The following is a 26,928-nucleotide window of genomic DNA, read 5'->3' as shown; positions in this document are numbered from 1 at the left end:
TCATGAGCGCGACGACTTCCCCCATGCAGGCAACTACACCGGAGAGCAAGGCAGCCGTGCAAACCGATGAGCGCGTACGACGCCTCTCGCCCTGGCGCGGCTTCATCAGCCGCCCGGAATTTGGCTCCATCGCTGGCACGGTGCTGGTATTTGCGTTGTTCGGCATCTTTGCCGGCGACTCGGGCATGTTTCATCTCGACGGCGTGATGAACTGGGCTCAGGTTGCCGCCTATCTCGGCGTTATCGCGGTGGGCGCATGCCTGTTGATGATCGCGGGGGAATTCGACCTCTCCATCGGTTCGATGATCGGCTTCGCCGGCATGATGATGGCGGTACCGTCGATGTTCATGCATTGGCCGATGTGGCTATCGGTGCTGTTCGCTTTCGCCGGCTGCATGGCGCTGGGCTGGCTGAACGGTTATCTGGTCATGCGTACCAAGCTACCCAGCTTCATCGTCACGCTGGCCTTCATGTTCATCCTGCGCGGCTTGACCCTGGTGCTGTCCACGTATTTTTCCAACAGCACTATTGTCAGCGGCGTGGGTGACAAAGTAAGCAGCGATCCCGTAGTGAGCACGCTCTTTCAAGGCAGCACGCTGCACGGCTTGTTTACATGGCTGGCGCAGATTGGCCTCATCGACAAGCTGCCTGATGGAGAGCCCATCGTCGCCGGCATTCCGAAAGTATTGCTGTGGTGGCTGGTGATGGCCATGGGCGCTGGATTCGTGCTTTCTCGCACGCGCTTCGGCAACTGGATCTTCACCGTCGGCGGCGATGCGGCAGCAGCTCAAAACGTGGGTGTCCCTGTGCGTCGCGTGAAGATCAGCCTGTTCGTCTTCACCGCATTCTGCGCTTGCCTGTTCGGCGTGCTGCAGGTGGCCGACGTTGGCTCCGCTGCGGCAGATCGCGGCTTGCAAAAGGAATTCGAGGCCATCATCGCGGCCGTCATCGGTGGCGCGCTGCTCACGGGCGGCTACGGTTCCGTGCTCGGCTCCTGCTTCGGCGCGTTGATCTTCGGCGTCGTGCAGATCGGCATTTCCTACACCACGTTCGATTCGGATTGGTACCGCGTGTTTCTCGGCGCCATGCTGTTGCTCGCGGTGCTGTTCAACCACTACGTGCGCTTGCACGCGACCCGCAGCAAATGAGGGTATCGCCATGACCGGCAACGACGATTACATCATTCGATTGGAGAACGTCAGCAAGTTCTTCGGCACGGTGATTGCGTTGCAAGACGTCACGCTGCGTCTGCGTCGCGGCGAAGTGCACTGCCTGCTTGGCGACAACGGCGCAGGCAAATCCACGCTGATCAAGACGCTGGCAGGCGTGCACGAACCCAGTAGCGGCCACTATCTGGTGGAAGGCCAGGAGGTGCACTTCAAGTCACCGCGCGAAGCACTGGATCACGGCATCGCCACGGTGTACCAGGATCTGGCATTGGTGCCGCTGATGAGCGTGGCACGCAACTTCTTTGCCGGACGCGAACCCATGCGCAAATTGTTCGGCCTGATTCCCGTGATGGATATCGAGCATGCCGCACGGGTTTCTGAAGAAAAATTGGCAGAGATGGGCATTCACGTTCGCTCGCCGCATCAGGCGGTCGGCACCATGTCCGGTGGTGAGCGCCAATGCCTGGCGATCGCGCGTGCGATCCATTTTGGCGCGAAAGTGCTGATTCTGGACGAACCCACCGCCGCACTCGGCGTGAAGCAAAGCTGCAATGTGCTCAAGCTTATCCATACCGCGCGTGCACGCGGTATCTCGGTGATCTTCATCACGCACAACGTGCATCACGCTTATCCGATCGGCGACAGCTTCACCCTGCTCAATCGCGGTCAATCCATGGGCACGTTCACGAAGGATGAGCTCAGCAAGGAAAAACTGCTGGACATGATGGCCGGCGGCGCAGAGATCCAGAGCCTCGTCGCCGAACTGGAAGGACGCGCTGCAGCATGAACAAGCCACGAGCATGACGATGAACGAACGCACTTACGACCTCATCTGTCTCGGCCGCCTCGCCGTGGACCTTTACGCGCAGCAACCCGGCGCGCGCCTGGAAGATGCCTCCAGCTTCGCCAAATATCTCGGGGGCTCTTCGGCCAATGCCGCCTTTGGCGCTACGCGTCTTGGCCTGCGCACCGCCATGCTCAGTCGTGTTGGCGACGATCACATGGGCCGCTTCCTGCTCGAAACGCTCGCTCACGAAGGTTGTGATGTCAGCCACGTAAGCATTGATCATGAACAGCTTACCGCGTTGGTACTGCTTGGCATCAAGGATCGCGACACCTTCCCGTTGATCTTCTATCGCGAAAACTGTGCGGACATGGCCATCGACGAGGCCGACGTCGACGAAGCCTTCATCGCATCCAGCCGCGCGCTGGCGATTACCGGCACCCACTTCTCCACGTCGCGCGTGCATGCCGCGAGCAGCATGGCGTTGGCGTTTGCGCGAAAGCACGGCGTGCGCACCGTGCTGGATATCGATTACCGGCCCGTGCTGTGGGGCCTCACCGGGCGCGGCGATGGCGAAACACGCTTCATCGCCGACACGGGTGTAACAACCCATTTGCAAGCCATACTGCCGCACTTCGATCTGGTCGTCGGTACCGAAGAGGAATTCCATATCGCCGGTGGCAGCAGTGATCTGATCACGGCCCTGCACGCCGTACGCACAGTGACCAAAGCCACGCTCCTAGTGAAACGCGGTGCGCTGGGTTGCAGCGTGATTGAAAGCGCGATTCCCGGCAGCATGGATAAAGCGCCCACGTACCACGGCACACGCGTGGAAGTGCTCAATGTACTGGGTGCTGGCGATGCCTTTATGGCTGGCTTTCTGTACGGCTGGCTGCGCAACGAGAGCATCGAACAAAGTTGTGCCTACGCGAATGCATGCGGCGCCATCGTGGTATCACGCCACGGTTGCGCGCCGGCCATGCCAAGCCGCGCGGAGCTTGAGTACTTCCTCGCTCACGCGGATCGCCTGCAACGTCCTGACCAGGACGAAGAACTGGCGCATCTGCATCGCGTCAGCGTGGCGCGACCGACTTGGGATGATCTGCATATCTTCGCCTTCGACCATCGCAGCCAGTTCTACGACCTGGCGTGCGAGTGTGGTGCGGATGAATCGCGTCTTCCGCGCCTGAAGCAGTTGCTTGTCGAGGCGGTGGCAAAAGTTGAATGCGAACTGGGCCTTGCACATCGAGTAGGTGTACTGATCGATCAGCGCTATGGCCAGGACGCACTCAACGCAGCAACAGGACGTGGCTGGTGGATCGGTCGCCCCGTAGAAACACCCGGTTCCAACCCGCTGGAATTCGAATACGGCCGCTCAATCGGTAGTCAACTCGTGCAGTGGCCGCGCGAACACATCGTGAAGTGTCTGGTGCAGTTCGATCCGGATGGCAGTGCTGAATCGCGCCTTGAACAGGAAACACAACTGCGTACGTTGCATGACGCCGTAAAACAAAGCGGCCACGAATTGCTGCTGGAGGTGATTCCCCCCGCAAACCCAATCGTCAGCGATACGCAGGGCGAACGCGTGCTGCGCGCGATGAAACGCATCTACAACCTTGGTATTCGCCCGGAATGGTGGAAGCTGAAGCCGTTGTCTGCGAATGACTGGAAAGCCATCGACGCACTGATCGCCGAGCGCGACCCCTACTGCCGCGGCGTGGTGCTGCTGGGTCTCAACGCACCATTCGCCGAGCTGGCAGAAGGCTTTGCGGCGGCCGCGCACAGCACAAGCTGCAGAGGCTTTGCTGTGGGTCGCAGCCTGTTCCTGGAGCCTTCCGACGCCTGGCTTCGCAACGAGATCGATGACAACACGTTGATTGACCGCGCTGCACAGCAGTTCGCGAAACTGGTCGCGCTGTGGCAGCAGTCACGTCGCGGCAGCACCACGACGGGAGTGGCCGCATGAGTACCGTGCGGCTCACCATGTCGCAGGCGTTGGTACGCTACCTCACTGCACAAAAAGTGCGCGATGAGGACAGCGGCGAACTGCTGCCGATGTTCGGCGGCGTATTCGCTATCTTCGGCCACGGCAATGTCGCCGGGCTGGGCGAAGCGCTTTATCAGCATCGCCAGCAATTGCCCACGTATCGTGCGCACAACGAGCAAGCGATGGCGAATGCCGCCATTGCTTATGCGAAAGCGCACATGCGCCGGCGCATGATGGCGGTGACCACGTCGATCGGCCCCGGCGCCACCAACCTGCTCACCTCAGCTGCACTGGCACACGTCAACCGTTTGCCTGTGCTGCTGTTGCCAGGCGACATCTTCGTGTCGCGCGCACCCGATCCGGTTCTGCAGCAAATCGAAGATTTTGGCGACGGAACCGTCAGCGTCAACGATTGCTTCCGTCCGGTATCACGTTATTTCGATCGCATCGTGAAGCCGGAACAGTTGCTCACTGCCCTGCCTCGCGCTATGCACATGCTTACCGACGCTGCGTTGTGCGGGCCTGTTACGCTCGCGCTGCCGCAAGACGTGCAGACCGAAGCCTACGACTGGCCGGAAAGCTTCTTCGCCGAGCGCGTGCATACCTTCCGTCGTTTGCCGCCTGTGCAGGAAGACGTCGCCGCAGCAACCGAAGCGTTGCGCCATGCGAAGCATCCGGTGCTGGTGGTCGGCGGCGGCGCGCTGTACGCAAAGGCGAGCGATGCGTTGCGCAGCTTCGCCGAAACCCATGGCGTACCAGTAGCCGAAACGCAGGCCGGTAAGGGTACTCTGGCCTGGAATCATCCTTTGCAACTGGGTCCCGCAGGTGTGTGCGGTTCGACTGCAGCCAATGGCCTTCTGGCTGATGCCGACGTGGTGCTGGCCGTGGGCACACGCCTGCAGGATTTCACCACGGGCTCCAACGCGCTCTACCACCACGCACGTATCATCACGCTCAACGTCAACGGTTACGACGCGCTGAAAGGTGGCGACGTCCAAGTGCTGGCTGATGCCCGGCTTGGCCTCGATGCGCTATCCCGCGAACTCGGCACATGGCATGCCGACCAGGTATGGCGCGTGCGCGCCGAGCGGCTTGCGAAGGAGTGGCGCGGCATCGTCGACGACATCACCTCGCAACGGGAACTACCCACAGGCACGTTACCGTACGATGGCGAAATCATCGGCGCCGTGCAGCGCTCGCACGCCGAGTCCATGCGCGACGACATTGTGGTGTGCGCCGCAGGCACACTTCCTGCGGAGTTGGAAAAGCTGTGGCGCACCGAAACGCCCGGCGGCTACCACATGGAGTACGGCTATTCCTGCATGGGCTATGAGATTGCCGGTGGCCTGGGCGTGAAGATGGCTAAACCCGATCGCGAAGTAATCGTGATGCTGGGCGATGGCAGCTATCTGATGCTCAACTCGGAAATTGCCACTTCCGTCATGCTGGGTCAAAAGCTCATCGTGATCGTGCAGGATAACCGTGGCTTTGGCTGCATCAACCGCCTGCAGCAGGCATGCGGAGGTGCGCCGTTCAACAACATGCTCGACGATTGTCTGCATGGCCCCGATGGTGTTCCTTCCATCGATTTCGCCGCACATGCCCGCGCCATGGGCGCGGAAGCCGAACACGTGCACAGCATTGCCGAACTCGAACAGGCGCTTGCGCGTGCGCGCGCGTCCAAACGCACGTATCTCATAGCGATAGACACCGATCATCGCCGTACTACCGAAGCCGGCGGCTGCTGGTGGGAAGTGGCGGTACCCGAGGTGTCTGAGCGCGAATCCGTGCGAGCTGCACGACATGATTACGAACTCGCCAAAGAAAACCAGCGACCCCATTCAGCACCAGGCAAGCCCCATGGCAACTGATACGTTCAATGTAAAGATCGGCATCAACCCGATCAGCTGGAGCAATGACGATCTCCCTTCGCTAGGTGGCGAAACATCGCTTTACACAGCGCTTACCGAAGGTCGCGAGATCGGCTACCAGGGTTTCGAACTGGGCAACAAGTTTCCGCGCGAGCCCGCCGCGCTGCGCGAACTGATGGCGGGTTATGGGTTAGACGTCGTTTCCGGCTGGTATTCGGGTCGCCTTGTCGAGTGCTCCGTGCAGCAAGAAATCGCCGCGGTTGAATCACATCTGCATCTGCTTGCCGAGAATGGCTGCAAAGTGATGGTCTACGGCGAAATAGCTGGCTCGATCCAGGGCGACCGCTCTGCACCGCTCTACAAGCGGCCGCGCTTCCGCAACGAGGATGCGTTCAAACGCTACGGTGAGCGGCTCACCGCATTCGGCAAGCACCTGCTGAACCACGGTGTTCGGCTGGCTTATCACCACCACATGGGTGCTTACGTCGAAGCACCGGACGATATCGATCGCTTGCTGGCCTACACCGGTGACGACGTTGGCCTGCTGTTCGATAGCGGTCACGCTTATTTCGGCGGCGGCGATCCATTGACCATCCTCACCAAGCACATCCGCCGCGTGTGTCACGTGCACTGCAAGGATGTGCGGCCAGCCATCGTGCGCCATGCGCGCAATCGGCAATGGAGCTTTCTCGATGCCGTGTTGAACGGCGTGTTTACCGTCCCCGGCGATGGCGGAATCGAATTTGGCCCTATCGTCGCCACGCTGCGAGCGCATGGCTATCGGGGCTGGCTGGTGGTGGAAGCTGAGCAGGATCCTGCAGTAGCGCCAAGCTACGCCTGCGCCAGCAAGGGCTATCGCACGTTGCGCGCATTGGTCGACGATGCGTCGCTGCGGGAGGTCGCATGAGCCTGCTAGTCAAAGGACGTTCGAAAGGGCGAGAAATTGTAAAGGTGACGCCTGAATCCGCCGGCTGGAAACACGTCGGCTTCGAAGCCTTCCGGCTTTCGCCGGGTGAAAGCATTCGCATCATCTTGCCCAAGGATCGCGAAGGCTGCTTAGTGGTACTTACCGGCCGCGCGAATATCCACGTAGGCAGCGAATCGTTCGACAATCTTGGTGGCCGCGCCAGCGTGTTCGACGAACGTTCGCCAGATGCCGTGTACGCGCCACCCTGGGCGTCGTTTGATGTCACAGCACACGATGCAGTGGAACTGGCCTTAGCGACCGCTCCCGCGAAGGGAGAGCATTCGGTACGTTTGATTCCCGGCACGAGCATGAAACGTTCAGTCCGCGGTAAAGGTACCAACACGCGCTACGTGTGCGACATCCTTCCGGAAACGGAGCCTGCGGAATCGCTATTGGTAGTGGAAGTGGTGACACCGTCCGCGCACTCCTCCAGCTATCCACCGCACAAGCACGATACCGATAACCTGCCAGTGGAAAGCTCACTGGAGGAAACCTATTACCACCGTATCGACCCACCCCAGGGCTTCGCCTTCCAGCGCGTGTATACCGACGAACGCGACCTGGATGAATCCATGGCTGTCTGCGATCACGACGTCGTGATGGTGCCGCGCGGCTATCACCCGGTGGTGATGCCGCATGGCTACCGCGGCTACTACCTCAATGTGATGGCAGGCCCGCATCGCGAGTGGCATTTCAAGAACGACCCGGCGCACGACTGGCTAATGCCGCGCTGAGATGGAATCAAAGAGGACTACCTCATGTCTGCACAACCTTCCGAACACACCGCGCTGCACGCCATCGGCCATTACATCAACGGCCAACTTCACAACGGTAGCGGTAGCAGCCTGCCGTCTTACAACCCTGCGACTGGCGCGGTGATCGGCGCGGTGGCCATGGCCACGCCCGCCGACGTCCACGCTGCGGTGCAAGCAGCCGAAGCGGCATTCCATGATTGGTCGCAAACGCCGCCACTGAAGCGCGCACGCGTGATGTTCCGCTTCAAGGAACTGATCGAACGCGACATGGACAAACTTGCCGCCGTGATCACACGCGAGCACGGCAAGGTATTTTCTGATGCCAAGGGCGAAGTGGTACGCGGACTGGAGGTAGTCGAGTACGCCTGTGGCATTCCCGAATTATTGAAGGGCGAATACACCGAGCAGATCGCCAATGACATCGACGCATGGACCATGCGCCAACCGCTGGGTGTGTGCGCGGGCATCACGCCATTCAACTTTCCGGCAATGGTGCCCATGTGGATGTTCCCGATGGCCATCGCTTGCGGCAATACGTTTGTACTCAAGCCTTCGGAACGCGATCCTTCCGTGTCGCTTATGCTGGCCGAGTTGCTGAAGGAAGCAGGCCTCCCCAACGGCGTTTTCAATGTCGTGCAGGGTGACAAGGTGGCGGTGGATGCGCTGCTGGATCATCCCAACGTGCGCGCCATGAGTTTTGTCGGCTCTACGCCGATCGCCCAATACATCTACTCGCGCGGCACCGCGAACGGCAAGCGCGTGCAGGCACTGGGCGGCGCAAAGAATCACATGATCGTGATGCCCGATGCCGATATCGAGAAAGCTGCGGACGCGTTGATTGGTGCCGGTTATGGCGCGGCAGGCGAACGCTGCATGGCTATTTCCGTCGCCGTCGCTGTGGGTGATGCCACAGCAGATGCGCTGATGGCGAAGCTCGCGCCAAAGGTGCACGCGCTGCGCATCGGCGATGGCATGAATGCGCAAGTGGATATGGGGCCAGTCATTACTGCGCAGCATCGGGACAAGATCACCGCCTACATTGAAGACGGCATCACGGCCGGCGCAAAACTGGTCGTCGATGGCCGCGGTCACCGCGTCGCCGGTTGCGAGCAAGGCTTCTTCCTTGGCGGCTCGCTGTTCGACCGCGTCACGCCGGACATGCGCATCTACAAGGAAGAAATCTTCGGTCCCGTGCTATGCGTGGTGCGCGCACCGGATTTTGCCAACGCGCTCAAGCTGGTCAACGAGCATGAATACGGCAACGGCACCGCCATCTTCACGCGCGACGGCCAGGTGGCGCGCGAATTCGCGCATCGTGTGCAGGTGGGCATGATCGGCATCAACGTGCCGATTCCCGTGCCGATGGCGTTTCACAGTTTCGGTGGTTGGAAGAAGAGCCTGTTCGGCGATCATCACGCCCATGGCCCTGAAGCCGTGCGCTTTTATACGCGGCAGAAAGCTGTGACGCAGCGCTGGTTGGTTAGTGAAGGCAGCCGCGGGCCGGAGTTTGCGATGCCGACGCATTGAATGTGTGCTTCGGTGGTGCCGTAACTGCATCCATCCAAATCGCGTCGATGATCACGCTTCGTCGTCCCGGCGAAGGCCGGGACCCAGCGACTTACGTATCACCAAAAGGCACTGGGCCCCGGCCTTCGCCGGGGCGACGAATCAGTGTGAGTTCGGTAGGCATGTGCTTACACCACGCATAGCGCCTTTTTCGTATATGTCTGAAAGCATTGCACCAAAGCCCTCGGAAAAATGGGAACTCCAAGACCTAAGTCGTCCCCATCATTTCTGCTGGAGTCCGCAATGGAAATGCCGCATCGTTCGAAGACAGCATCTGCTGTCCGTATTCTCACCGCCCTGCTTGGATTTGCCGCCGCACCCGCTTTCGCCACGAATGATTCGCCGTATCTGTTCGGTGACTGGAACGGTGAACGCACACGTCTCGCCGAACGAGGCATCACCTTCGATTTTGGTTACACGGGCGAAGCCGCGCACAACTTCAGTGGCGGCAAAAAGCAGATCACGCGCTACTCCGATCAATGGTCGTTCGGCAGCACACTCGATCTGAACAAGCTGTGGGGTTGGCAAGGGGGTGAATTCCAACTTGTCGTCACTAATCGCAACGGCCGCAATCTCAGTGATGATGCCGGCCTTGGCGTTTACCAGCAGGTGCAGGAGGTGTATGGCCGCGGCCAGACCTGGCATCTGACCATTTTTGCGCTCACGCAGAAATTCTTCGACGACAAACTTGAATGGCGCGCGGGCCGACTGCCGGTCGGTACCGATTTCGACAGCCTCAACTGCGACTTCCAAAACCTCACCTTTTGCGGTTCCCAACCCGGCAATATCGTGGGTGACTACTGGATCAACTGGCCGGTGAGTCAATGGACCACTACGCTGAAGTGGAACACCACCGACCAGACCTACGTGAAGCTGGGCGCGTATCAGCTCAATCCGCGCTATGTCGACAACACCTGGGCGCGCAGCAATGGCTGGAAACTCAGCTTCCCTGGCGGCACCACCGGTGTCCTATTGCCACTCGAATTCGGCTGGACGCCAGCCATCAATGGCCTGCCAGGCAGCTACAAGCTCGGCGGCTGGTACAACAATGCCGGTGGCGAACATCTCTATTACGACGTGAATAACCAGCCGATTGCGCTCACAGGCGAAGCCCCCTTGCAGGAAAGCGCGCGCCACGGTGGCTACGTTTCGTTGCAGCAGCAGGTCACCGGCGAAGCGGGTGGGAAGGGTCTTAGCCTGTTCTTCAACGCCACCATGGCAGACAGCAGCACGTCACCGGTTGATCGGCAGTTCGCGCTGGGCGCGATGTTCAATGGCCCGTTCAATCGGGCCAAAGATAGGATCGGTGTTGCCATAGGTACCACGCGCGGCAGCAACGAGCTGGTTCGCTATGCACGGCTATATAACGTACTTCATCCCGATGCGCCGACGCCTGTGGCGGACACTTACGAACTCGCCACCGAAGTGTTCTACGACTGGCAGCGCATTCCTTCGCTCAGCGTACGACCGAATCTGCAATACGTGGTCAACCCTGGTGGCGTCACGCAAAACCGTAACGCATTCGTGCTTGGCCTGAAGACCAGCATTGCGTTCTGACGTAAGAATCTGTTCGATATCTAAGCGTGGTTCGCATAGCCGCTGAGAGATATGGAGCAGGCTCTTATAGCAGGGCTGCCGTTACGACAGCCCTGCCCGCCCACAACGTGCATCCTTGCACGCCCCTTTAAGCACTTACTGCGCGTTCAACTTGACCTCACCCACCACGAATGAGGTTTCGTTGCCGTTGGTCCCTTTCTGCGTACCCGTGAACTTCAAGGTGAAGGTCTTGCCGATCAGCGAGCTGACGTTCACCGAATGGGACGCGTATCCCGAATTGGCATTGAGGTTGGAATACGTGGCAAGCGTGGTGGTGGTACTGCCGCTGATCGCCTGCACCTTCAATGTATCGATGGCCGACGATGAGGTCTGCGAAGTATCGATGTGCAACTGATAGGTCAACGTCGCCGTCGTATGTCCGGACGGAATGGTCACGGACTGCGACAAGGTATCCGTATGCGCGACGCTATAGCCATCCAGCCACATGAACCAATTGCCGGTGTACGGACTCTCGCCCGTGCAGTAGTCGGCACTGCTGCTTTGGCTGCTGCAGAGTACGCCCGAGCTCGCCGTCCATGACGTGCCGTTGGTGAAGTCCGGATTGGCGATCACCTGCACGGAGCCACCACCGCCGCTGCTTACCGTTACCGACTGGCTGCTGCTGTTGCTGGCACCGGTGTTATCGGTCACCTTCAGCGTTACGGTGTAGGTACCAGCCGCGGTATAGGTATGGCTGGGGCTGGCCGTGGTCGACGTGCCGCCATCACCAAAGGTCCAGGAGTATGCGTTGATGGTGCCGCCGCTATCCGTGGACGTGTTGGTGAAAGTCGCCGTCAGACCGCTCACGCTGTCCGTGAAGCTGGCAACAGGGCTGCCGCCGCCCGACGATCCACCACCCGCCAGGCTGCTGAACTGGCTGACGTTCACGCTACCCCAGCCAGTGGTGTAGTCCCAACCGGTGCCGGCGGTTTCGCCACTGTTGTTGCCCGAGGTCACATCGTGGAACGCAGCGGCGTAGTTGCTCGATGACGACTGCGCAACCTTGTAAAGCACCGGTGCCGCAAAGCCCAGGCTGGTGCCGTTGGCTTGCAACACATGCGCCCACATACCTACCGCCAGCGGAGCGGCAAGGCTGGTGCCGCCGATTTGCTGGTTAGCCTGGCCGTCCACGTAGACCAGCGCGCCGCTGTTCGGATCGGCGTCGAAGGCAATGTCGGGCACGCCACGATACGTTTGGTTGGTGATGCCGGCCACGCCCTGCTGCCAGCTCGGAATCGGCTCGAACGTGCTAGGGCTGCCGCCGGTCGCGCCTTCGTTCGAGGCGAGCTCATTCCACACTGTTTCGTTCTGCCAGGTGGTATTCGGGCTTGTGAACAGCTCGGTACCGCCCACCGCGGTGACATAGGCCGAACTGGCCGGCCAGCTTGGTGTGACGCCGCCGTTGCCGCATTCATCCGCGCCGGAGTCGCCCGACGAAACGAAGAATGTCTGGCCCTGCGCGACCGCCTGCTTGAAGGTGGTGTCGTTCGAGGCGGCAGCACCGCTCGACTGCGCAGAGGTTTCACACTCGCCAAGCGAGACGTCGATGGCCTTGAGAAGATTGTCCGAAACGACCAGGTTGTAGTCGGTTTGCAGACTGGCATCGGTCAGATCAGTAGCGACGTAGAAGTAGTACTTCGACACACCGGTGAACGCGATGATGTCCTGGCTATCCAGATCCCATTCGCCATCGCCGCTGGTGCTGGTGCCACTGGTGCTGCCTTTGTACGTCACCGCGACGCTCGGATACGTTGCAGCCAGATCGCTTGTGATATTGCTCATGCTGCCCGAAGACACCGAACCGACTGCTACGGACGTTACGTTTGCCATACCGCTGGCGCCGTAGTCCGCTGGGAAATCGGAGGGTGCGTGTCCAACCGCCGAGCCCGACGCCAGCGGATGTACGTTATTGCCGTGCACGACGTTGGGATTGAGCCGCTTCGCAAACACATGTGCCATGTGCACGTTCTGCATGCCTAGCACCGATTTGACGATACCTTGCAGATTGCTGGGAATCTGTACGGGGCTGTTATTGGCAAAGGCATCCCGGCCTTCTTGTGTTTTCACATGCACGAAGGTGGTATTGAAGGCGGCCTGCGCGCTATCCGCGTGCCCGTCGGCCTCCACCAACGCACGATTGGGTGCGATCTTTACATTGGTAAAGCCGGCCTTGGTCAGGTAATCGGCCACTGCTTGCGCCTGCTCCGCCGTGGGTGCGTATTGCGCATTGAATTGCTCGGAGGTCAGTGGCTTGAAGCCGGGCTTTGCAATGTAGCTGTCGAGTTGCTGCTCGTTACGCAGTTTCAGCGTAACCACCGCGTGCATCGGATGCGAAAACTCCAAAGCCCCCACAACGCGATCGGTGCTACGCAAGCTGACGGCGGGATGGAGGTTGACCATGGCGGCAGTGCTCGCCGCTGCGATGTTGCCTGCGTCCGGTAGTGGCTTCGCCTGCACGTAAACAGCGTTGACCGCAACCAGACCCAATGCAACAAGCATGGCCTTGTGACGAAAACGGCTAAACATATCTCACTCCCCAGGATTGTTGAGCACGAGCGAACCTTCTGAGGTCGCGCGTACCTCATGACAGTGAATGTCGCGCTCATACGCGACGCCGTTGGAACAATGCTGCGCTTGCGATCCCCGAGCACCGGCGTGCTGCTGCTCCCCCTGCGCTCCCGTTGCGGGCAGTGCCGATTGCAGCGCTCAAGCGATGCATCCCCAAGAAAGCCCGCATCGCTACGGAATCATTCGCCGCTCATTCCATGCAGCGAATGTTTTCGAAAGTATCGAGCGAAAAATTCAGCGTCAAGCAGACGAGGTGGAACTGCATCGCAGAAAGCGTGCATACGCGAAATTCACCATACTCGATATGCTTTCTCTATCGTTTGAACTCGCCTGCTTCGCCTGAGGACATCTGCGTTTCATTGCGCGGCTATCAAAGAAACCTCTATCGGAGCCGACAAGCAGGCTCTGCATTGCACTCCTTCCGCCGGACTGTGCGTGCAAAATCTTCCCAGCACATCGATTCACGCCATAAACAGGACTAATCGTTGCACGCCCTTATGTCACCGCGCTGCAACTATTTGCGGAAATATGTGCACTGTTTCTTCACGTTTGCACGATCCAATTTGTTGTTTGTTCCATCACACGTGTGAAACACGCACTTACAAGCATGAATGCCCGCTAACGCATGAACATTCACGGATCGATACGCACACCGAGTGCGGCGAGTCTGCGCAAGCCATCCGGCGTCGGCAGCAAGGCGCGATTGCGTGGCGCACGTCGCAACCAACCCGCATCGAGCATGGCGCTGGTGATGGCAACACCCAGTGCGCCGCCCAAATGCAGGCGACGCTCCGTCCAATCCAGGCAGCCGCGTCCATGCAGATGCAGCAACTGTTGCGTCGATGCTGCTTGCCAACCGGCGTGCACCAAGGCGTCAGCAGCCTCGGGAAGCAGACACATGCCATCGCTGTTTGCACGCAACCATCCGCGATGCAGCCACGCTTCGCACAGCGCAACACCGAGTTGTCCAGCGAGATGGCGATAACAGGTGCGTGCACGGCACAGCATGGGGTCTCGTGGAGCGGTCTTGGGTGTCACGCGAGTGGCATGTGGCAAAGCCATGGCTTCCAACCATGCCGCCACATCGTCGTTGGCCAAGCGGAAATAGCGGTGACGCCCCTGTTCGTGCAGGCCAAGCAAGCCGCCATCGAGCAGCCGCTTCAGGTGCGCACTGGCCGTTGCGGCGCTCACCCCTGCAATTTCGGCCAGTTCACCAGCTGGGCGCATCGTGCCATCCATCAGCGCAAGCAGAATCGCAGCGCGCGCCGGCTCGGCCAGCATCGCGCCCAATTCAGCCAACTGGTAACGGTTGAGCGGGCTTGCATCGTTCATGGGCACAGTCTAGCTGCCATGTATCGTCAACGTTTCGTTGGCGCTCGAAGCGAGCGTGCTTGAGCTCGCTTCTTGGTCGACACGGCGGACGTGGCGTAGTCGATCAGCGCCGTGGCGAGATGGTCGTACAGCGCACGCATAAGCGCGCTACGACGCAAGTCCTCATGCATGGCCACCCATGTATCCATATGCAATTCAAAGCTGTCTGCCAATACGCGGAGCAATGCGGGATCGCGCTGCGCGATGCCGCACTGGCAAATGGCGAGTCCGTAACCTGCGCGCAGCGCGGCCAACGCGGCAAGATCGTTGTCCGTGCGCAATGCAAAGTGCTCACGTGTATAGGGCAAGCTTGCCGGCCGCATGCTGCGGATATAGGCCGTTTCACGGTCGAAACCGATCAGCGTGTGCTCAGCGAGATCCGCCAACGCTTTTGGACGTCCGTGCGTTGCCACATAGCTCTTGTGCGCATACATGCCCATCGCGATCTTGCCGATGTTTCTTGCAACCAGCGCATCCTGGGTAGGGCGGCCCATGCGGATGGCGATGTCAGCGTCGCGACGAAGCAGGTTTTCCATTTGATTGGAAAGGGAGAGTTCGATCACTACATCGGGATGCGCCTGACGGAATGCCGCAAGCATGGGCGGCAGAACCTCCACGCCCATCATGTCGCTGGCGGCAATGCGTACCACGCCGGAGATCGTGTCGTGGCGCGTGGCCGCTGCACGCTTCAGCGCGGCTGACGCCGATGCCATCGCTTGCGCATGCGGCAGCAAGGCATGCGCCAGGTCGGTAGGCGACAGGCCCTGCGGTGAGCGGGCGAATAGCGATACGCCCAGCGTTTCTTCCAGCTCGCGGATATGCCGCCCCAGGCTGGGCTGCGTCATGCCCAGCATGCGCGCCGCGCCAGACAGGCTTCCTTCGCGCATGACCGCAAGGAAGGACCGGTACAACTCCCAGCCGGGTTCTTGGGTAGCCATACATATTTGTATAGCAGATCTACATCATTAGGCAATTTTCTTTTGCCTGGAGCAGGGCCAGACTTTCTCCATCCCACGGAGGTCGAAGTCATGCATACATCTCGAACAGTATTAGTGATTGGCGCCAACGGCGGCATCGGCCGTGAAACCTGCCTGGCATTGAAAAGGCATGGCTGGCAGGTGCGTGCCCTGGTGCGAAACGTGCCAACCGAGCAACACGGCATCACCTGGATCCAGGGCGATGCGATGCAGCGTGCGGATGTGCTCGCAGCCGCCAGCGGCGTGGACGTGATCGTGCACGCGGTGAATCCGCCCGGCTATCGCGATTGGGACACGCTTGTGCTGCCAATGCTGGACAACACGATCGAAGCCGCCAAGACAGCCCACGCACGCATCGTGTTACCGGGCACGGTCTACAACTTTGGTCCCGATGCGTTTCCATTGGTACGTGAGGATTCACCGCAGCATCCTCAGACGCGCAAGGGTGAGATTCGCGCAGAAATGGAGCGTCGTCTGGCCGAGGCCACACATGTCGGCGTGCGCACGCTGATCCTACGTTGCGGTGACTTCATCGGGCCGCACGCGGGCAACAACTGGTTCGGGCAAGGTTTGGTGCAACCCGGCAAGCCAGTCACGACGCTTCGCTACCCTGCGGATTACGCGCATCATCATGCATGGGCTTATCTGCCCGATGTAGCGGAAACAATCGCCAAGCTACTTGGGCGTGAGCATGCGCTGGCCGATTTCGACGTCTACAACTTCGGTGGCTATTGGGTGGATGGCCATGCGATGGCAGATGCAGTTCGCCGCGCGACCAACAACCCGCGCATCGCGCTTGGCCGCTTCCCCTGGTGGCTGACTGCACTGGCCGCGCCGTTCATGGAAACGCTGCGCGAGCTGCGCAAGATGCGTTATCTATGGAAAGAAACGGTCCAGCTGGATGATGCCAAGTTGGTGGCGTTTCTCGGTGAGCAACCTTACACGCCGATTGATAAGGCGTTGCACGCGACGTTGGTCGGTCTTGGTTGTGTGAAGTGACTCCATCTTTGCCGCAATTCGTAGGTTGGGTTACCCCGGACTTGATCCGGGGGTAACCCAACGAACTATGTTCCTCTTGGCTTCGCGCGATGCGTCGGCGTAGCAGTCCAGGGATCGTCCGGCCACGGATGTTTGGGGTAACGCCCTTTCAGCTCCTTCTTCACTTCCGGATACGTACGCTCCCAGAATCCGTGCAGATCCTGCGTAACCTGGATCGGACGCCCCGCGGGCGACAACAGGTGCAGCGTGACCGGAACGCGTCCTCCAGCCACACGTGGCGTGTCGGCCAGGCCGAACAGTTCCTGCAGCTTCACGGCCAGCACTGGCGGCTCGCCTGGGCTGTATTCGAGGCGGCGCGTTTGTCCGCTAGGCACGGTCAAGCTGTCAGGCGCCTGGGCATCGAGGTGCTTACGCTGCTCGTAGTCGAACAAGGCGGCGAGTGCCTGGGAAAGCTCATCTTCCGACAGCGCATCGAGTTTGCGCTTGGTTTGTAGATACGGTGCCAGCCAGTTTTCCAGGGTTTCCAGCAAATGCGTGTCTGATACATCCGGCAGCCCAAGTTCTGGCATCCACGCGCGCAGCGATTGCATGCGCAAGCGAAGGCGGCGCGCAGATTCGCTCCAAGGCAGTGCGTCGAGACCGCGTTGGCGAACCGCAGCAAGCAAGGCAGGGACGGCATCTTCCGGCTGCACCGGAACGCTGCGGCGCTCCAACACGATGGCGGCGAAGCGTCTTTCCTCGAAGGCTTCCACTGCAGCGCGCTCTTCGTTCCAACGCACGTTGCGCACGCGCTGGAATTGTCCGGAATAGTCTTCTTCCAACACACGTGGATCGAGCGGCGCCGCGGCGAATATCAAGCTGTCGCGTGCTTCATGTCGAAGATCCAGCACGACCAGCCACGGCTCACCCAGCAGTGCAGTCTGTTCGTGCAAACGCGCGCCGCGGCCGTTGGCGAGGGTGTAGCGCAACGGATTGCTTTCATCCTGACGCGCGATGCGATCGGGAAAGGCATGCAACAACAGATCGCCGACAGCATGACTGTGCGGTACACCGCTAGCGGAGCTGCGCACACCCAGCCGCTGACGCCAGCCTTTGCTGGCTTGTTCAACAGCAGCCAGTGCACCTGCATCCGCGCCATAGCTGGAACCGGTCGCACTGCGCCGGTCCCGCCATGCATGCAGCGCCGTAACACGCGCGCGAAAATCATCGATACGCGCTTGCTCGCCGCGCAGCGGGGAACGAGCTTCCATCAGCGCGAGCAAATCCGCCACCAGCGCATGCAAGGTTTCCGGCGCGCGCAGTGCAGCAGCGCCAAGACGCGGCGTTGCGCCGAGTTCCAGCATGCGGCGGCCCAATGCAGTAATGCGACCTTGCGCATCGAGTGCACCAAGCCGCACCAGCAATTCGCGCGCTTGCGCCAGGGCGCCGGCAGGCGGTGGATCGAGCCAAGGCAACTCTGCGCTGCCCCATGCCGCCAACTCCAATGCAAGTCCCGACAATTCCGCCTGCATGATTTCCGCCGTGCGTGAAGCATCCAAGCGACGGCTTTGCGGCCATAGACGGTAAGCCGCACCTTCCGCGACACGTCCCGCACGTCCTGCGCGTTGATCAGCGGAGGCCTGCGAAATGTTCACCGCCTCTAACCGTGTGAAGCCGGAGTTCGGATCAAAGCGTGGCTCTCGCGCCAAACCCGTATCGATCACGGCACGGATACCTGGCAACGTCACGCTGGATTCGGCCACGTTGGTGGCCAGCACGATGCGACGCATGCCCTCTTCTGCTGGCGCCAACGCAAGCTGCTGCTCGGCCAGTGAGAGCTCGCCGTGCAGCGCGACGACCTCAAGATCATCGCGTTGCAGCGCCTGCATCATGCCTTGCACACGCGCAATTTCGCGGCGGCCTGGCAAGAACGCGAGCACATCGCCTGGATTTTCTTCCAGCGCCTGTCGTGCAACGCGCACCAGATGCTGCTCCGTGCTTTCCTGCGTACGCGCAGGTGGATATTCAATGCGTACCGGAAAGCTTCGCCCCGGACTGCTGATACGCGGCGCATCCAACCATTGCGCAATGCGTTCGCCATCGAGCGTGGCCGACATCACCACGATGCGCAGATCCGGTCGCAAGGTGTGCTGGATATCCAGTGCTAACGCAGCACCAAGGTCACCGGCCAGATGCCGCTCATGGAATTCGTCGAACAGGATCGCACCGATGCCGGTGAGTTCGGGGTCGTCCTGGATCAACCGTGTGAGAATGCCTTCGGTCACCACTTCGATGCGCGTGGCTGCACTCACGCGTGATTCGAAGCGGATCCGATAACCCACCGTTTGGCCAACCTGCTCGCCCAACTGCTGCGCCATGAACTGCGCCGCTGCGCGCGCGGCGATGCGGCGCGGTTCCAGCATCACGATTTTCTTGCCTTCGAGCCACGCTTCGTTGCACAACGCCAGCGGTACCTGCGTAGTTTTGCCGGCACCGGGCGGGGCTTCCAACACCAGGCGTGGCTGTGCGGCCAGTGAGGCGCGGATGTCAGGCAGTAATGGGGTGATCGGAAACAAAGGCGCATTCATGCGCACGATGATAGTGGCCGAGTCAACCCCAGCCCAACAGCAAAGGCGCGTAGGCTGGAGTACCAACCCCAGCAGTGCCATCGATGTGCATCTCGATGTTGGGGTTTGCACCCCAACCTATGTTACCGCCGCAACGGATACTCCAGCGGAGGAGCTTCCTTACCGCCGCGCAGCGGCGCCAGTGACTGGAACTTCTCCTGGTACTCGTCGGTAATCTGCTTGGCGTCTTCGCTGCTCGTAATGACGCGGGGAGTGATCAGCACAATCAGTTCTGTGCGGGTCTTGCTCTTATTAGTGCTACCGAAAAGCTTACCCAGGATGGGAATGCGGTTCAGGCCCGGCACACCGGTATTGCCACCGACGTCTTTTTGCGTGATCAATCCACCGAGCAAGACAGTCTGACCATTCTGCACGCCAAGCTGAGTGGCGATCTGGCGCTGTGAAATCGTGTAATTGCCCTGCGAATTCTGTCCGTTCGTGGCACTGACCTGCTGATCGATATTGAGATAAATCAGACCACCCGGATTTACGCGCGGCTGCACGTCGAGAATCACGCCTGTAGGGATGTATTGCACTTCACCCACGGTGGTGCCCGTTCCTGTGCCTAGCCCCGTGTAATAGGTCTGATTCACCGGCACCTGGTCACCCACCGCGATATGCGCCACCTGATTGTTGAGTACGACCAGCGACGGCGCAGAGAGATTCTTGGTGTTTTGATTGGTCTCAAGTGCGTTGACTGCGACCTGGAATTTCCCGTTCGAGCTCAGGAAGGAATAGAAGAAAGGCTGCCCGCTGTAACTATTGCCGCCATAGGTGTTCTGGTTACCGATACCGCCTCCCAAGCCAGCCATGCGATGCGCATAGGGGTTACCGGGGGTAATAGTGCCGTTGTTGTCCGTCGTTCCGGCCAAGCCTTGCAGATACCACTGCACGCCAAACTGGAAGTCACCCGTAAGATCCACTTCGAAGACTTTCGTTTCGATCTGCACTTGCAGCGGTGGTTTATCAAGCTGCCGAATTACGCCAAGAATCTCCTGCCACTGCGCGGGACGTGCACGCACAAGCAACTGGTTGTTGGCACTGACCGAGCCGATGCGGATGCTGCCGTCCTTGGAGCTGTAGCCCTGGTCCTGGTTTTGCGTGTTGGCCAAGCCACCATTCATGCCGACGCCGCCAACAGCGGTATTACCGCCAATGCCACCGGTGTTGGATGAGGACGACCCCAAGCCGCCATACGAGCTGCCACCCGTGCCGCCTATACCGCTGGAAAGGCCACCAGAAGTCCCGCCCGTACCACCAGTGGTGGAGCTGCCGAAGCCGCCCGCCGTGCTGCCGATGCCGCTGCTATTGCCGCTGGCGTTGTTGCCTACGCCGAGCGTGGTCGCACCACCCGCGCCGGGCGCAACACTGCCGCCGCGATCGGAAGAGCCGCCGCCACCGTCGGTATAGATCTGCGAAAGGTAATGCGCCAAGTCCGCCGCGCCGACGTTGCGCACGTCATACACATAGAGCTGCGGTTCGTTACCGCCACCGAGATCAATCTTGGCGATCCAGTTGCCGATCTCGTTGAGGTAGCTCGGCTGCGTGCTGATCACCACCAGCGCGTTGGTGCGCTTGATCGGAATGAAACGGAACATGCCAGCCAGTGGCGTATCACCTTTCGCTCCGAACATGCCGTCAAGCTGCGGCATCAAGTCTTCGACCGTTGCATGCTGCAAATTGAACACGCCTACCGACGTGCCACGCAGCCAGTCCACGTCGAAGGTACGGATCGTGCGGTTGTAGTTGTCGATTTCATCCGGTGTGCCGGACACCACGATCACGTTGCGCGCGTTGTCGACCAGCAGGATCGAATCGGGGCGCGCGAACGGCTTGAGCAATTTCTGCATCTGGTCCGCCGCAACGTAGTGCAGCGGGAACAAGCGCGCCTGCAAGCCACCGGCCGGCGCCGCCGCGCCAAGGCTCGGCGCAACATTGCCTGCCACGGCATCCTTTTCCGGCATCACGACATAACGGCCGTCGGTTTTCACCAGCGCGTTGTGCGTCCACGACAGCAGCGTTTCCAGGATCGGCATGGCCTGGCTGCTGTCCACTGGCTCGGAGGTGGAGAAGGAAATGTTGCCCTGCACACCCGGCACGATGGTGTAGTTCTCGTGCAGCAGGTCGCCGAGGATCGCCTTCACCACCGCTTGTACTGGCTGGTTTTCAAAGTTGAAGGTGACCGCGCCAGCGCCCGAGGCGGGACGATGTGGCGCAGCCGGCCCAGTCGGCCGCACGAACTGGCCGCTGCCCTGCGTGATGCTGGCTACGGGAGGCGCTGCCTGCGTGTTGCTGAGATTGGTGTTCAGCGGTTGCGGCTGCGGCGCGGGTTTTTCCGTGCCGGCTACCGCCTCGCGTTCCAGATCATGGTTTTCGGGGACCAGCGGCTTGTTGGCCGCACAGCCGCTCAGGAAGACCGCCAACGCGATCGCGCCGATGCGCAGGCCGATGCGTGGGTAGGATTGCATGCGCGTGTGTGACATGTATCAGTGATCTCCCTGATTCCCTGTTTGGTGCTGGGAACGCTGCTTAAGAATGGCAGCTCTTAGTTTTTGCAAGCGCTCCGCCTGCGCATCATTGGGTTGAGCCGGCGGCGGTGGTGGTACCGGCTGCATAAGCATGCCGCCATTGGGTGGCTGAGGCGTTCCTGGCCCCGGCCCTGGCGGCGGGTTCATCGGTACTGCGCCTTCCGGCGCGTTCGCCGACTGCTTCTGGTCTATAGGAGCCCCGGCAGGCAGCTTCAGTTCCGTGCGGCCGCTGGGTGAAGCAAAAATCGCCGAACGCGGTAATACCTGGATCAGCTTCCAGTTGCTATCGGGCAAGGTCGACCCTTCACGTACGCTGACCTGTTTGTCTTCGTCGCCGCCCTTGCTGTTCACGGGGCCGAGCAAGGCCATATGCAAGCCCGGCGTGAGGATGATGCCGGTGAGCTGCAGGTCGCCCAGACTCACGCCTTCGCTGCCGCCGCTTTGCGTGACGATCGGCTTGCGGTCAGCACTGAACAGCGGGTGTTCCCACGTTTGCGCAAAGCTTTGCAGCGGTGGCGGCGTGGGTAGCGTTACGGCATGCGCGGCCGGCAAAGGCGGCACTGGGCGTGGCGGATCCCAGCTCACGCCGCGTCCTGCACCGAACAACAGCGAGAGCAGCGCCACGCCGAACACGGCTGCGGCGGCGCCAGCCATAGGGGTTAGACGGCGCTGGGCGGCAGCGTTCATTCGTCGTCCCCTCCCGGCGTCTGCGTGGTCGCTCCTGCCGCGTTCGCGGAAGCTCCAGCGGGCGCACCCGAGGCATGCACATAGCCGGCCAGCGTGAACTGCACTTCCAGCGGCGCGACGTTCTTCTGCGTGTTGACCAGCGGATTGCGGTACACGCTGAAATCCTGCACGAACAGATACGGCTTGCCTTTTTCGAGCGTGTACAACAGTCCCATCAGCGGCTGCATGTCGCAATGCAGGCTGATGCTGACCACCACTTTCTGATACGGATCGTTCGACGAGCTGCCCGGATTGTTCACCGGCATCTTCTGACTGACTTCGCAGCTGCCTTCCTGCGAGTGCGCGGCGGCATCATCCACCACGCGCTGCATCAGCGATGCAGATGCCGCATTGGGATCGGCTTCGGTGAGGAAGGTGCTGCTATCGGTTTGCGCATGACCGAGTTCGGCAATGCGCTTGAGTAGTTGCGGTTTCTCGGCAATGGCGGCGGCGTAACGGCTTTGCGTATCGCGCAGATCGTCCATCTGGCTGTCGATGTCGCGCAGCGGCGCCACAAACCACCAGTGCAGCAGCAGGAAATACGCCAGCACCAGCACGAGCAGCAGCAAACCGATCGCGGCCATGCGGCTTTCTGCCGGTTTCATGGTCCTCATCTTCATTTGGCCGCTCCTGCAGTGCTGCTCGCGGCAGGCTTGCTGGCCGTGGGCGTGCGCAACTGCGCATCCATGTAGAAGCGTTCCTTGTTGGTGGCCGGATCGCGCTGGATCACACCTTGGAAATTGGCACCGGTAAGCAGCTTGCTGCCCTGCAGGACATCGATCAGCGAAGCAGCTTTCGCGCTCTGGCCTTGTATGCCTACGCGACCACCGCTGCTTTCGACGGTGAAGCGCTCCAGCCAGGTGTCATCCGGGATGCGTGCGGTAAGGTCCTGCAGCACATCGACGATGGCAACGGAATCGGTTTTGCGCTTGGCCAGGAAGCCAGCCGCGCCGGTGCTATCGTCCAGTTGCTTGCGCAATTGCGCGATCTTCTGCGCATCGGCACGCATGTCATCGACCTGCGTCTGCATGGCAGCCAGCGCTTCCTGGCGATTGTGCAGGTATTGCCCGAGGCACAGCACCAGCAACAGTACGGCAGCAACAGCGAGCGCGAGATTGAGCCGGCGCCGCGGATCGCGATGCGCGCGCGCCATATCCGGCGGCAACAGGTTCACGCCGAGCCTTGCATCGCCGTCGCACAGATCCACGGCGTCGATGGCGATACCGGCATTGCGCAGATGTTCGAGCTTGGCATCCACCGCGGCGCGCGGGGCCACCACCAGTTCGGCGGCTATGCGACCGGCTGGCGCAGGTCCCGGCAATTCGCGCAGGTCGTAGTACACCTGGTCAGTGCGGAACGGTGTCTGCCGATCCATCTCGAAGGTGCCGATCTGGCGCAGATTGTCGCGTGCCGCTTCCGGCAGCAGCAGGCGGCGGCGCAGCACAGCCTCGTGTGGCAGGCACAACGCGAGCCGCAAGTCCTGGCGATCCACGTCCGCCACGGCCGCATTCAACAGGGCTTGCTGCTCGGGCGCATCGAGCGCATCGCTCCAGGGAGTCGAGGTTTGCGGCTGTCCACTGCGCCGCACCGACCATTGGCTGTCCTGATGATGCAGCAGGCACCACACATTGCCGCCGCCGAAGAAAGCCTGCCAGCGCGCAGGCAGCAGCGTACGCAGCTCGCCCCACCACCAGGTGAAGAAAGCTGGCAAGGGCGAACCACGCCATGCGCGGCGTGCGCGCTCAAGCTGCGGTCGCAGTGTCTGCGTAGCGGAATTCACTCCCCATCTCCCTCTTGCCAGCGCAACACCGCAAAAGCCTGCGCGCCGGGCCGATATCCTTGCAAGCGTACCGTGGCGCGCAAGATTGCGCGCGTGCCGTCGGCAAGCACGGCTTCCGAACGGATACTATGCGTGATGCCGTTATTGGCGACCAGCCCCGAAGCAGCCGTGGCACCTGCCGCCGCCGGACGCGCGGCGATGATGGCAGCGGCGCGTTGCAGATCCATGCCAGGCACCGAGGCTAACGCAAGCAAAGGTGCGGTATTCGGGTCCGGACTGGCACGGCCCGACCAGATCGTGACGTAGGGCGCAACTTTCGCGTACAAGTCCGGCGTCATGCCGAGCACCATCTGCAACTCCTCCACGCTGGCGAACGGACCGTTACGCGGACCGTAATCACGACCCGCCGCCGAATACGCAGCATTGCGTTGCGACACCTGTTGTTGCGAGACCGGAAAACTGCGCCAGTCGACGATTGCCTGCGTGATCTGACTTGCGCGGACGGGATCGACGCCAGCGTTGCGGAACAGATTGGTCAGCACGTCGGGCGTGGCCGCGTTGAGATCCACCTTGCCGCTTTCCGCTGTCGCGGATACACCGACCTTGGCCTGATCGAACTGCATGGGGTACATGCGCCCGTCGGCGACCCAGCGATCATTGATGCTGGGCGCCTGCAGCGCATAGATCGCGCGCATCACACCGGCTTCTGCTGCGTAATGCGCACGCGCCTGCTGGAACTGGTAATTCGCTTGCAGACCTTCGGTGTGCGCCAGGATTGCGTAGCCGCCAAGCAGAATGGCAAGCAAGGTGCACGCCCACATCACCAGCAGCAAGGCGACACCGCGTTGCTTGCGCCGGAGCGAGCGCATCATGGCCCCACTCCCGGTCCACGCAAGCCGCGCAGCAGATTGCCTGGCCCTTGCAATGCCGCGGCATTCACGCGCAACGGTACGCTCAGCATCGGCCATGCACGGTCTTTGCTGAGCGCCAGTTTGATGACGACGAGGTTCGGCATCGTTGCAGCCGTGTTCCAGCCGTCCTGCCAATCCGTCGGCTGGCCTTGCTGATTCACACCGCGATAGCTGAAGCTGCCGTCGATCACGCCATCGAGCAGCACCTGCGGATCGCCCAGCGGTTTCGGCTTGTCGCCGTTCGGCGGCAGCACGGCCAGGCTTGCGACCAACTGCTTGCCGTGCTCGCCTTTGACCAGTTTCACTTCGATCAGCTGCGGCCCCATGCGTCCGAGATAGCCTGGCAAAGGTGCGACGAAACGCATCGAATCGGCTGCGCCGACGAAGAAGATGCCATTGCCATTCGAATCCATGCCCATGGATTGCGCCATGGCCTGCGCCAGCTCCCGGCGCAGGAACTGCTGTGCGGAACGCACTTCATCAAGTTGCTCGATTTTTACCGAGCCCGCTTGCACAGTGTGCGTGGCAGAGCGCACGCCGGAGTACACGCCGAGTAACAGCAAGGCGAGCAACACGATGGCACCGAGCACTTCGAGCAGCGTGAAGCCGGAAACATGCTTCGGATTAGTGCTTGGCACCCCTCTCCCGAAGGGAGAGGGGTGTAGCTTTTTCGCGCCCGGGCCAGCGATGTCATTCATGACCCAGTACCACCACTAACCCGCAACGTACTGAACCGCGCGGTGTGCTCGAACGGCGCCGAGCCCCAGATCACATCCAGATCCAGCTTGTACATGCGAAACGCATACGGTGTGCCGGGCGGTGCGGTATCTGGCACGGCCCACGGTGTGACCTGCATGCGCCAGCTAAAACGGTTGTCGAAATTGCCTTGGGTCATGCCGGGCTGCAGTGGCTCCAATACGAAACTGGAATCGAGTTTCGAGCGCGCCCACAACGCTGCCTGCGTATAGTCGGAAGCTTTTTGCGAAAGCCGAATCGAACCACCCGCCACTTGCATCAACGCGCCGAACGCGAGCGCCAGCAGCATGATTGCAGCGATCACTTCCAGCAGGCTGAAGCCGCGTGCGTGGCTAGGAGTCTGCTGGGCTTTGGTGGTCGAGGCGAAAATCTGACTACGTGAGGACAGATGTTCGGCGCTTCGCCGGCCCATAGTGGTTCTATGGGCCGGCGAGGCGACGGACATATGGACCACGTAGGCGGCACGCGGGGAGAGTCCATGGACGGACTCAGCTTTGAGGAGCGAGGATTTGCAGCCCGGCCATCCAAAGTCCAGCAGACTCCTCCTCGACGTGTTCACGAGTGCTTGGCCGTATCGAAGATGGTGATCGCACCAGTCAGCCACGACACGTTGACATGCCATTCACGCTGACCGCTGCGCAGCGTGATGCGTCCGCCGGTGGAACTGCCGTCGGGAAAGAAGCGGATGCGTGCGATCTCGCCGCCGGATTGATCACTGGCGGCACTGGTGACAGACAATTCCAGACCTTTCGGCAATTTCACGTCACGCTTGTCCGCACCGCGATATAGCTCACTACGCGTATCCAATTCGAACAGGCTCTGCTGGCCTTTCACGATTGCCTGCGTGCGCGTGGTACGCAAAGAGGCCGCAAGTTCGTTGGCTGCAGCGTTGATGCGCGCACTGGCCAAACCATGTGCTACCGAGATCGATACCGCCGCAGCAGCGATGCCGATCAGGATGATGACGGAGAGCATTTCGAGCAAGGTGAAGCCTTGCATTCGCCTTGCTCC

Annotated in this window: 21 protein-coding genes; 9 read left to right on the top strand and 12 right to left on the bottom strand. The window is 60.8% G+C overall.

The window, feature by feature from the left end; all coding sequences use genetic code 11:
* Positions 1-2 precede the first annotated feature (2 nt).
* From QQJ86_RS14155 to QQJ86_RS14120, 8 genes are all read left to right on the top strand, one after another.
* Positions 3-1,148 carry an ABC transporter permease gene (locus QQJ86_RS14155; protein ID WP_284321603.1) on the top strand — a complete coding sequence of 382 codons (1,146 nt, stop codon included), beginning with the start codon at positions 3-5 and terminating at the stop codon, positions 1,146-1,148.
* A gap of 10 nt (positions 1,149-1,158) precedes the next feature.
* Positions 1,159-1,956, top strand: a complete 798-nt coding sequence (locus tag QQJ86_RS14150; RefSeq protein ID WP_284321602.1) for an ATP-binding cassette domain-containing protein — start codon at positions 1,159-1,161, stop codon at positions 1,954-1,956.
* A 19-nt stretch (positions 1,957-1,975) separates the two neighbouring features.
* The gene (locus QQJ86_RS14145) at positions 1,976-3,919 is read left to right on the top strand and encodes a bifunctional 5-dehydro-2-deoxygluconokinase/5-dehydro-2-deoxyphosphogluconate aldolase (RefSeq protein ID WP_284321601.1); all 1,944 of its coding nucleotides are present in this window, start codon (positions 1,976-1,978) and stop codon (positions 3,917-3,919) included.
* A complete protein-coding gene (iolD, locus tag QQJ86_RS14140; protein WP_284321600.1) occupies positions 3,916-5,811 on the top strand; it encodes a 3D-(3,5/4)-trihydroxycyclohexane-1,2-dione acylhydrolase (decyclizing) in 1,896 nt (631 codons plus the stop codon). Before QQJ86_RS14145 ends, iolD begins: the two co-directional genes overlap by 4 nt.
* A complete protein-coding gene (gene iolE / locus QQJ86_RS14135) occupies positions 5,801-6,718 on the top strand; it encodes a myo-inosose-2 dehydratase (RefSeq protein ID WP_284321599.1) in 918 nt (305 codons plus the stop codon). The genes iolD and iolE overlap by 11 nt, the downstream gene beginning before the upstream one ends.
* Positions 6,715-7,512: a 5-deoxy-glucuronate isomerase gene (gene iolB / locus QQJ86_RS14130; RefSeq protein ID WP_284321598.1), complete on the top strand. Its 798-nt coding sequence runs from the start codon at positions 6,715-6,717 to the stop codon at positions 7,510-7,512. The genes iolE and iolB overlap by 4 nt, the downstream gene beginning before the upstream one ends.
* A gap of 24 nt (positions 7,513-7,536) precedes the next feature.
* On the top strand, positions 7,537-9,060 hold the full coding sequence (locus QQJ86_RS14125; protein ID WP_284321597.1) for a CoA-acylating methylmalonate-semialdehyde dehydrogenase: 1,524 nt from the start codon (positions 7,537-7,539) through the stop codon (positions 9,058-9,060).
* A 282-nt stretch (positions 9,061-9,342) separates the two neighbouring features.
* Positions 9,343-10,656 (top strand): carbohydrate porin, encoded by a 1,314-nt coding sequence (locus QQJ86_RS14120; protein ID WP_284321596.1) that lies wholly within the window; start codon positions 9,343-9,345, stop codon positions 10,654-10,656.
* Between the two features lie 135 nt (positions 10,657-10,791).
* Here the strand turns inward: QQJ86_RS14120 and QQJ86_RS14115 are convergent, their stop codons facing one another.
* The 3 genes from QQJ86_RS14115 to QQJ86_RS14105 form a co-directional block, all read right to left on the bottom strand.
* Complete coding sequence (locus QQJ86_RS14115; protein ID WP_284321595.1) at positions 10,792-13,221, bottom strand: protease pro-enzyme activation domain-containing protein; 2,430 nt, start codon at positions 13,219-13,221, stop codon at positions 10,792-10,794.
* Between the two features lie 675 nt (positions 13,222-13,896).
* Positions 13,897-14,595: an ArsR/SmtB family transcription factor gene (locus QQJ86_RS14110; RefSeq protein WP_284321594.1), complete on the bottom strand. Its 699-nt coding sequence runs from the start codon at positions 14,593-14,595 to the stop codon at positions 13,897-13,899.
* Between the two features lie 26 nt (positions 14,596-14,621).
* Positions 14,622-15,572, bottom strand: a complete 951-nt coding sequence (locus QQJ86_RS14105) for a LysR family transcriptional regulator (RefSeq protein WP_284321593.1) — start codon at positions 15,570-15,572, stop codon at positions 14,622-14,624.
* Positions 15,573-15,662: 90 nt separating this feature from the next.
* Between QQJ86_RS14105 and QQJ86_RS14100 the strand changes: the two genes are divergently transcribed.
* A complete protein-coding gene (locus QQJ86_RS14100) occupies positions 15,663-16,610 on the top strand; it encodes an NAD-dependent epimerase/dehydratase family protein (RefSeq protein WP_284321592.1) in 948 nt (315 codons plus the stop codon).
* A 65-nt stretch (positions 16,611-16,675) separates the two neighbouring features.
* Here the strand turns inward: QQJ86_RS14100 and hrpB are convergent, their stop codons facing one another.
* The 9 genes from hrpB to QQJ86_RS14055 all read right to left on the bottom strand — a co-directional run bounded on the left by hrpB (position 16,676) and on the right by QQJ86_RS14055 (position 26,916).
* Positions 16,676-19,177: an ATP-dependent helicase HrpB gene (gene hrpB / locus QQJ86_RS14095; RefSeq protein ID WP_284321591.1), complete on the bottom strand. Its 2,502-nt coding sequence runs from the start codon at positions 19,175-19,177 to the stop codon at positions 16,676-16,678.
* A 122-nt stretch (positions 19,178-19,299) separates the two neighbouring features.
* The gene (gene gspD, locus QQJ86_RS14090; RefSeq protein ID WP_284321590.1) at positions 19,300-21,699 is read right to left on the bottom strand and encodes a type II secretion system secretin GspD; all 2,400 of its coding nucleotides are present in this window, start codon (positions 21,697-21,699) and stop codon (positions 19,300-19,302) included.
* A 3-nt stretch (positions 21,700-21,702) separates the two neighbouring features.
* Positions 21,703-22,431, bottom strand: coding sequence for a general secretion pathway protein GspN (locus QQJ86_RS14085; protein ID WP_284321589.1), 729 nt, complete (start codon positions 22,429-22,431; stop codon positions 21,703-21,705).
* Positions 22,428-23,090 (bottom strand): type II secretion system protein GspM, encoded by a 663-nt coding sequence (gene gspM / locus QQJ86_RS14080; RefSeq protein ID WP_284321588.1) that lies wholly within the window; start codon positions 23,088-23,090, stop codon positions 22,428-22,430. The genes QQJ86_RS14085 and gspM overlap by 4 nt, the downstream gene beginning before the upstream one ends.
* Complete coding sequence (locus QQJ86_RS14075) at positions 23,087-24,250, bottom strand: PilN domain-containing protein (RefSeq protein ID WP_284321587.1); 1,164 nt, start codon at positions 24,248-24,250, stop codon at positions 23,087-23,089. The genes gspM and QQJ86_RS14075 overlap by 4 nt, the downstream gene beginning before the upstream one ends.
* A complete protein-coding gene (locus tag QQJ86_RS14070) occupies positions 24,247-25,122 on the bottom strand; it encodes a type II secretion system minor pseudopilin (RefSeq protein ID WP_284321586.1) in 876 nt (291 codons plus the stop codon). The genes QQJ86_RS14075 and QQJ86_RS14070 overlap by 4 nt, the downstream gene beginning before the upstream one ends.
* Complete coding sequence (locus tag QQJ86_RS14065) at positions 25,119-25,859, bottom strand: prepilin-type N-terminal cleavage/methylation domain-containing protein (protein WP_284321585.1); 741 nt, start codon at positions 25,857-25,859, stop codon at positions 25,119-25,121. The genes QQJ86_RS14070 and QQJ86_RS14065 overlap by 4 nt, the downstream gene beginning before the upstream one ends.
* Positions 25,856-26,329, bottom strand: a complete 474-nt coding sequence (locus QQJ86_RS14060) for a type IV pilus modification PilV family protein (RefSeq protein WP_284321584.1) — start codon at positions 26,327-26,329, stop codon at positions 25,856-25,858. The genes QQJ86_RS14065 and QQJ86_RS14060 overlap by 4 nt, the downstream gene beginning before the upstream one ends.
* 143 nt (positions 26,330-26,472) lie before the next feature.
* On the bottom strand, positions 26,473-26,916 hold the full coding sequence (locus QQJ86_RS14055; protein ID WP_284321711.1) for a GspH/FimT family pseudopilin: 444 nt from the start codon (positions 26,914-26,916) through the stop codon (positions 26,473-26,475).
* Positions 26,917-26,928 lie beyond the last annotated feature (12 nt).

The sequence above is a fragment of the Dyella acidisoli genome, assembly GCF_030160295.1.
GTDB lineage: Bacteria > Pseudomonadota > Gammaproteobacteria > Xanthomonadales > Rhodanobacteraceae > Dyella_B > Dyella_B acidisoli.
The sequence above is the reverse complement of the archived record's forward strand: the minus strand, read 5'-3'. Positions and strand labels throughout refer to the sequence as shown.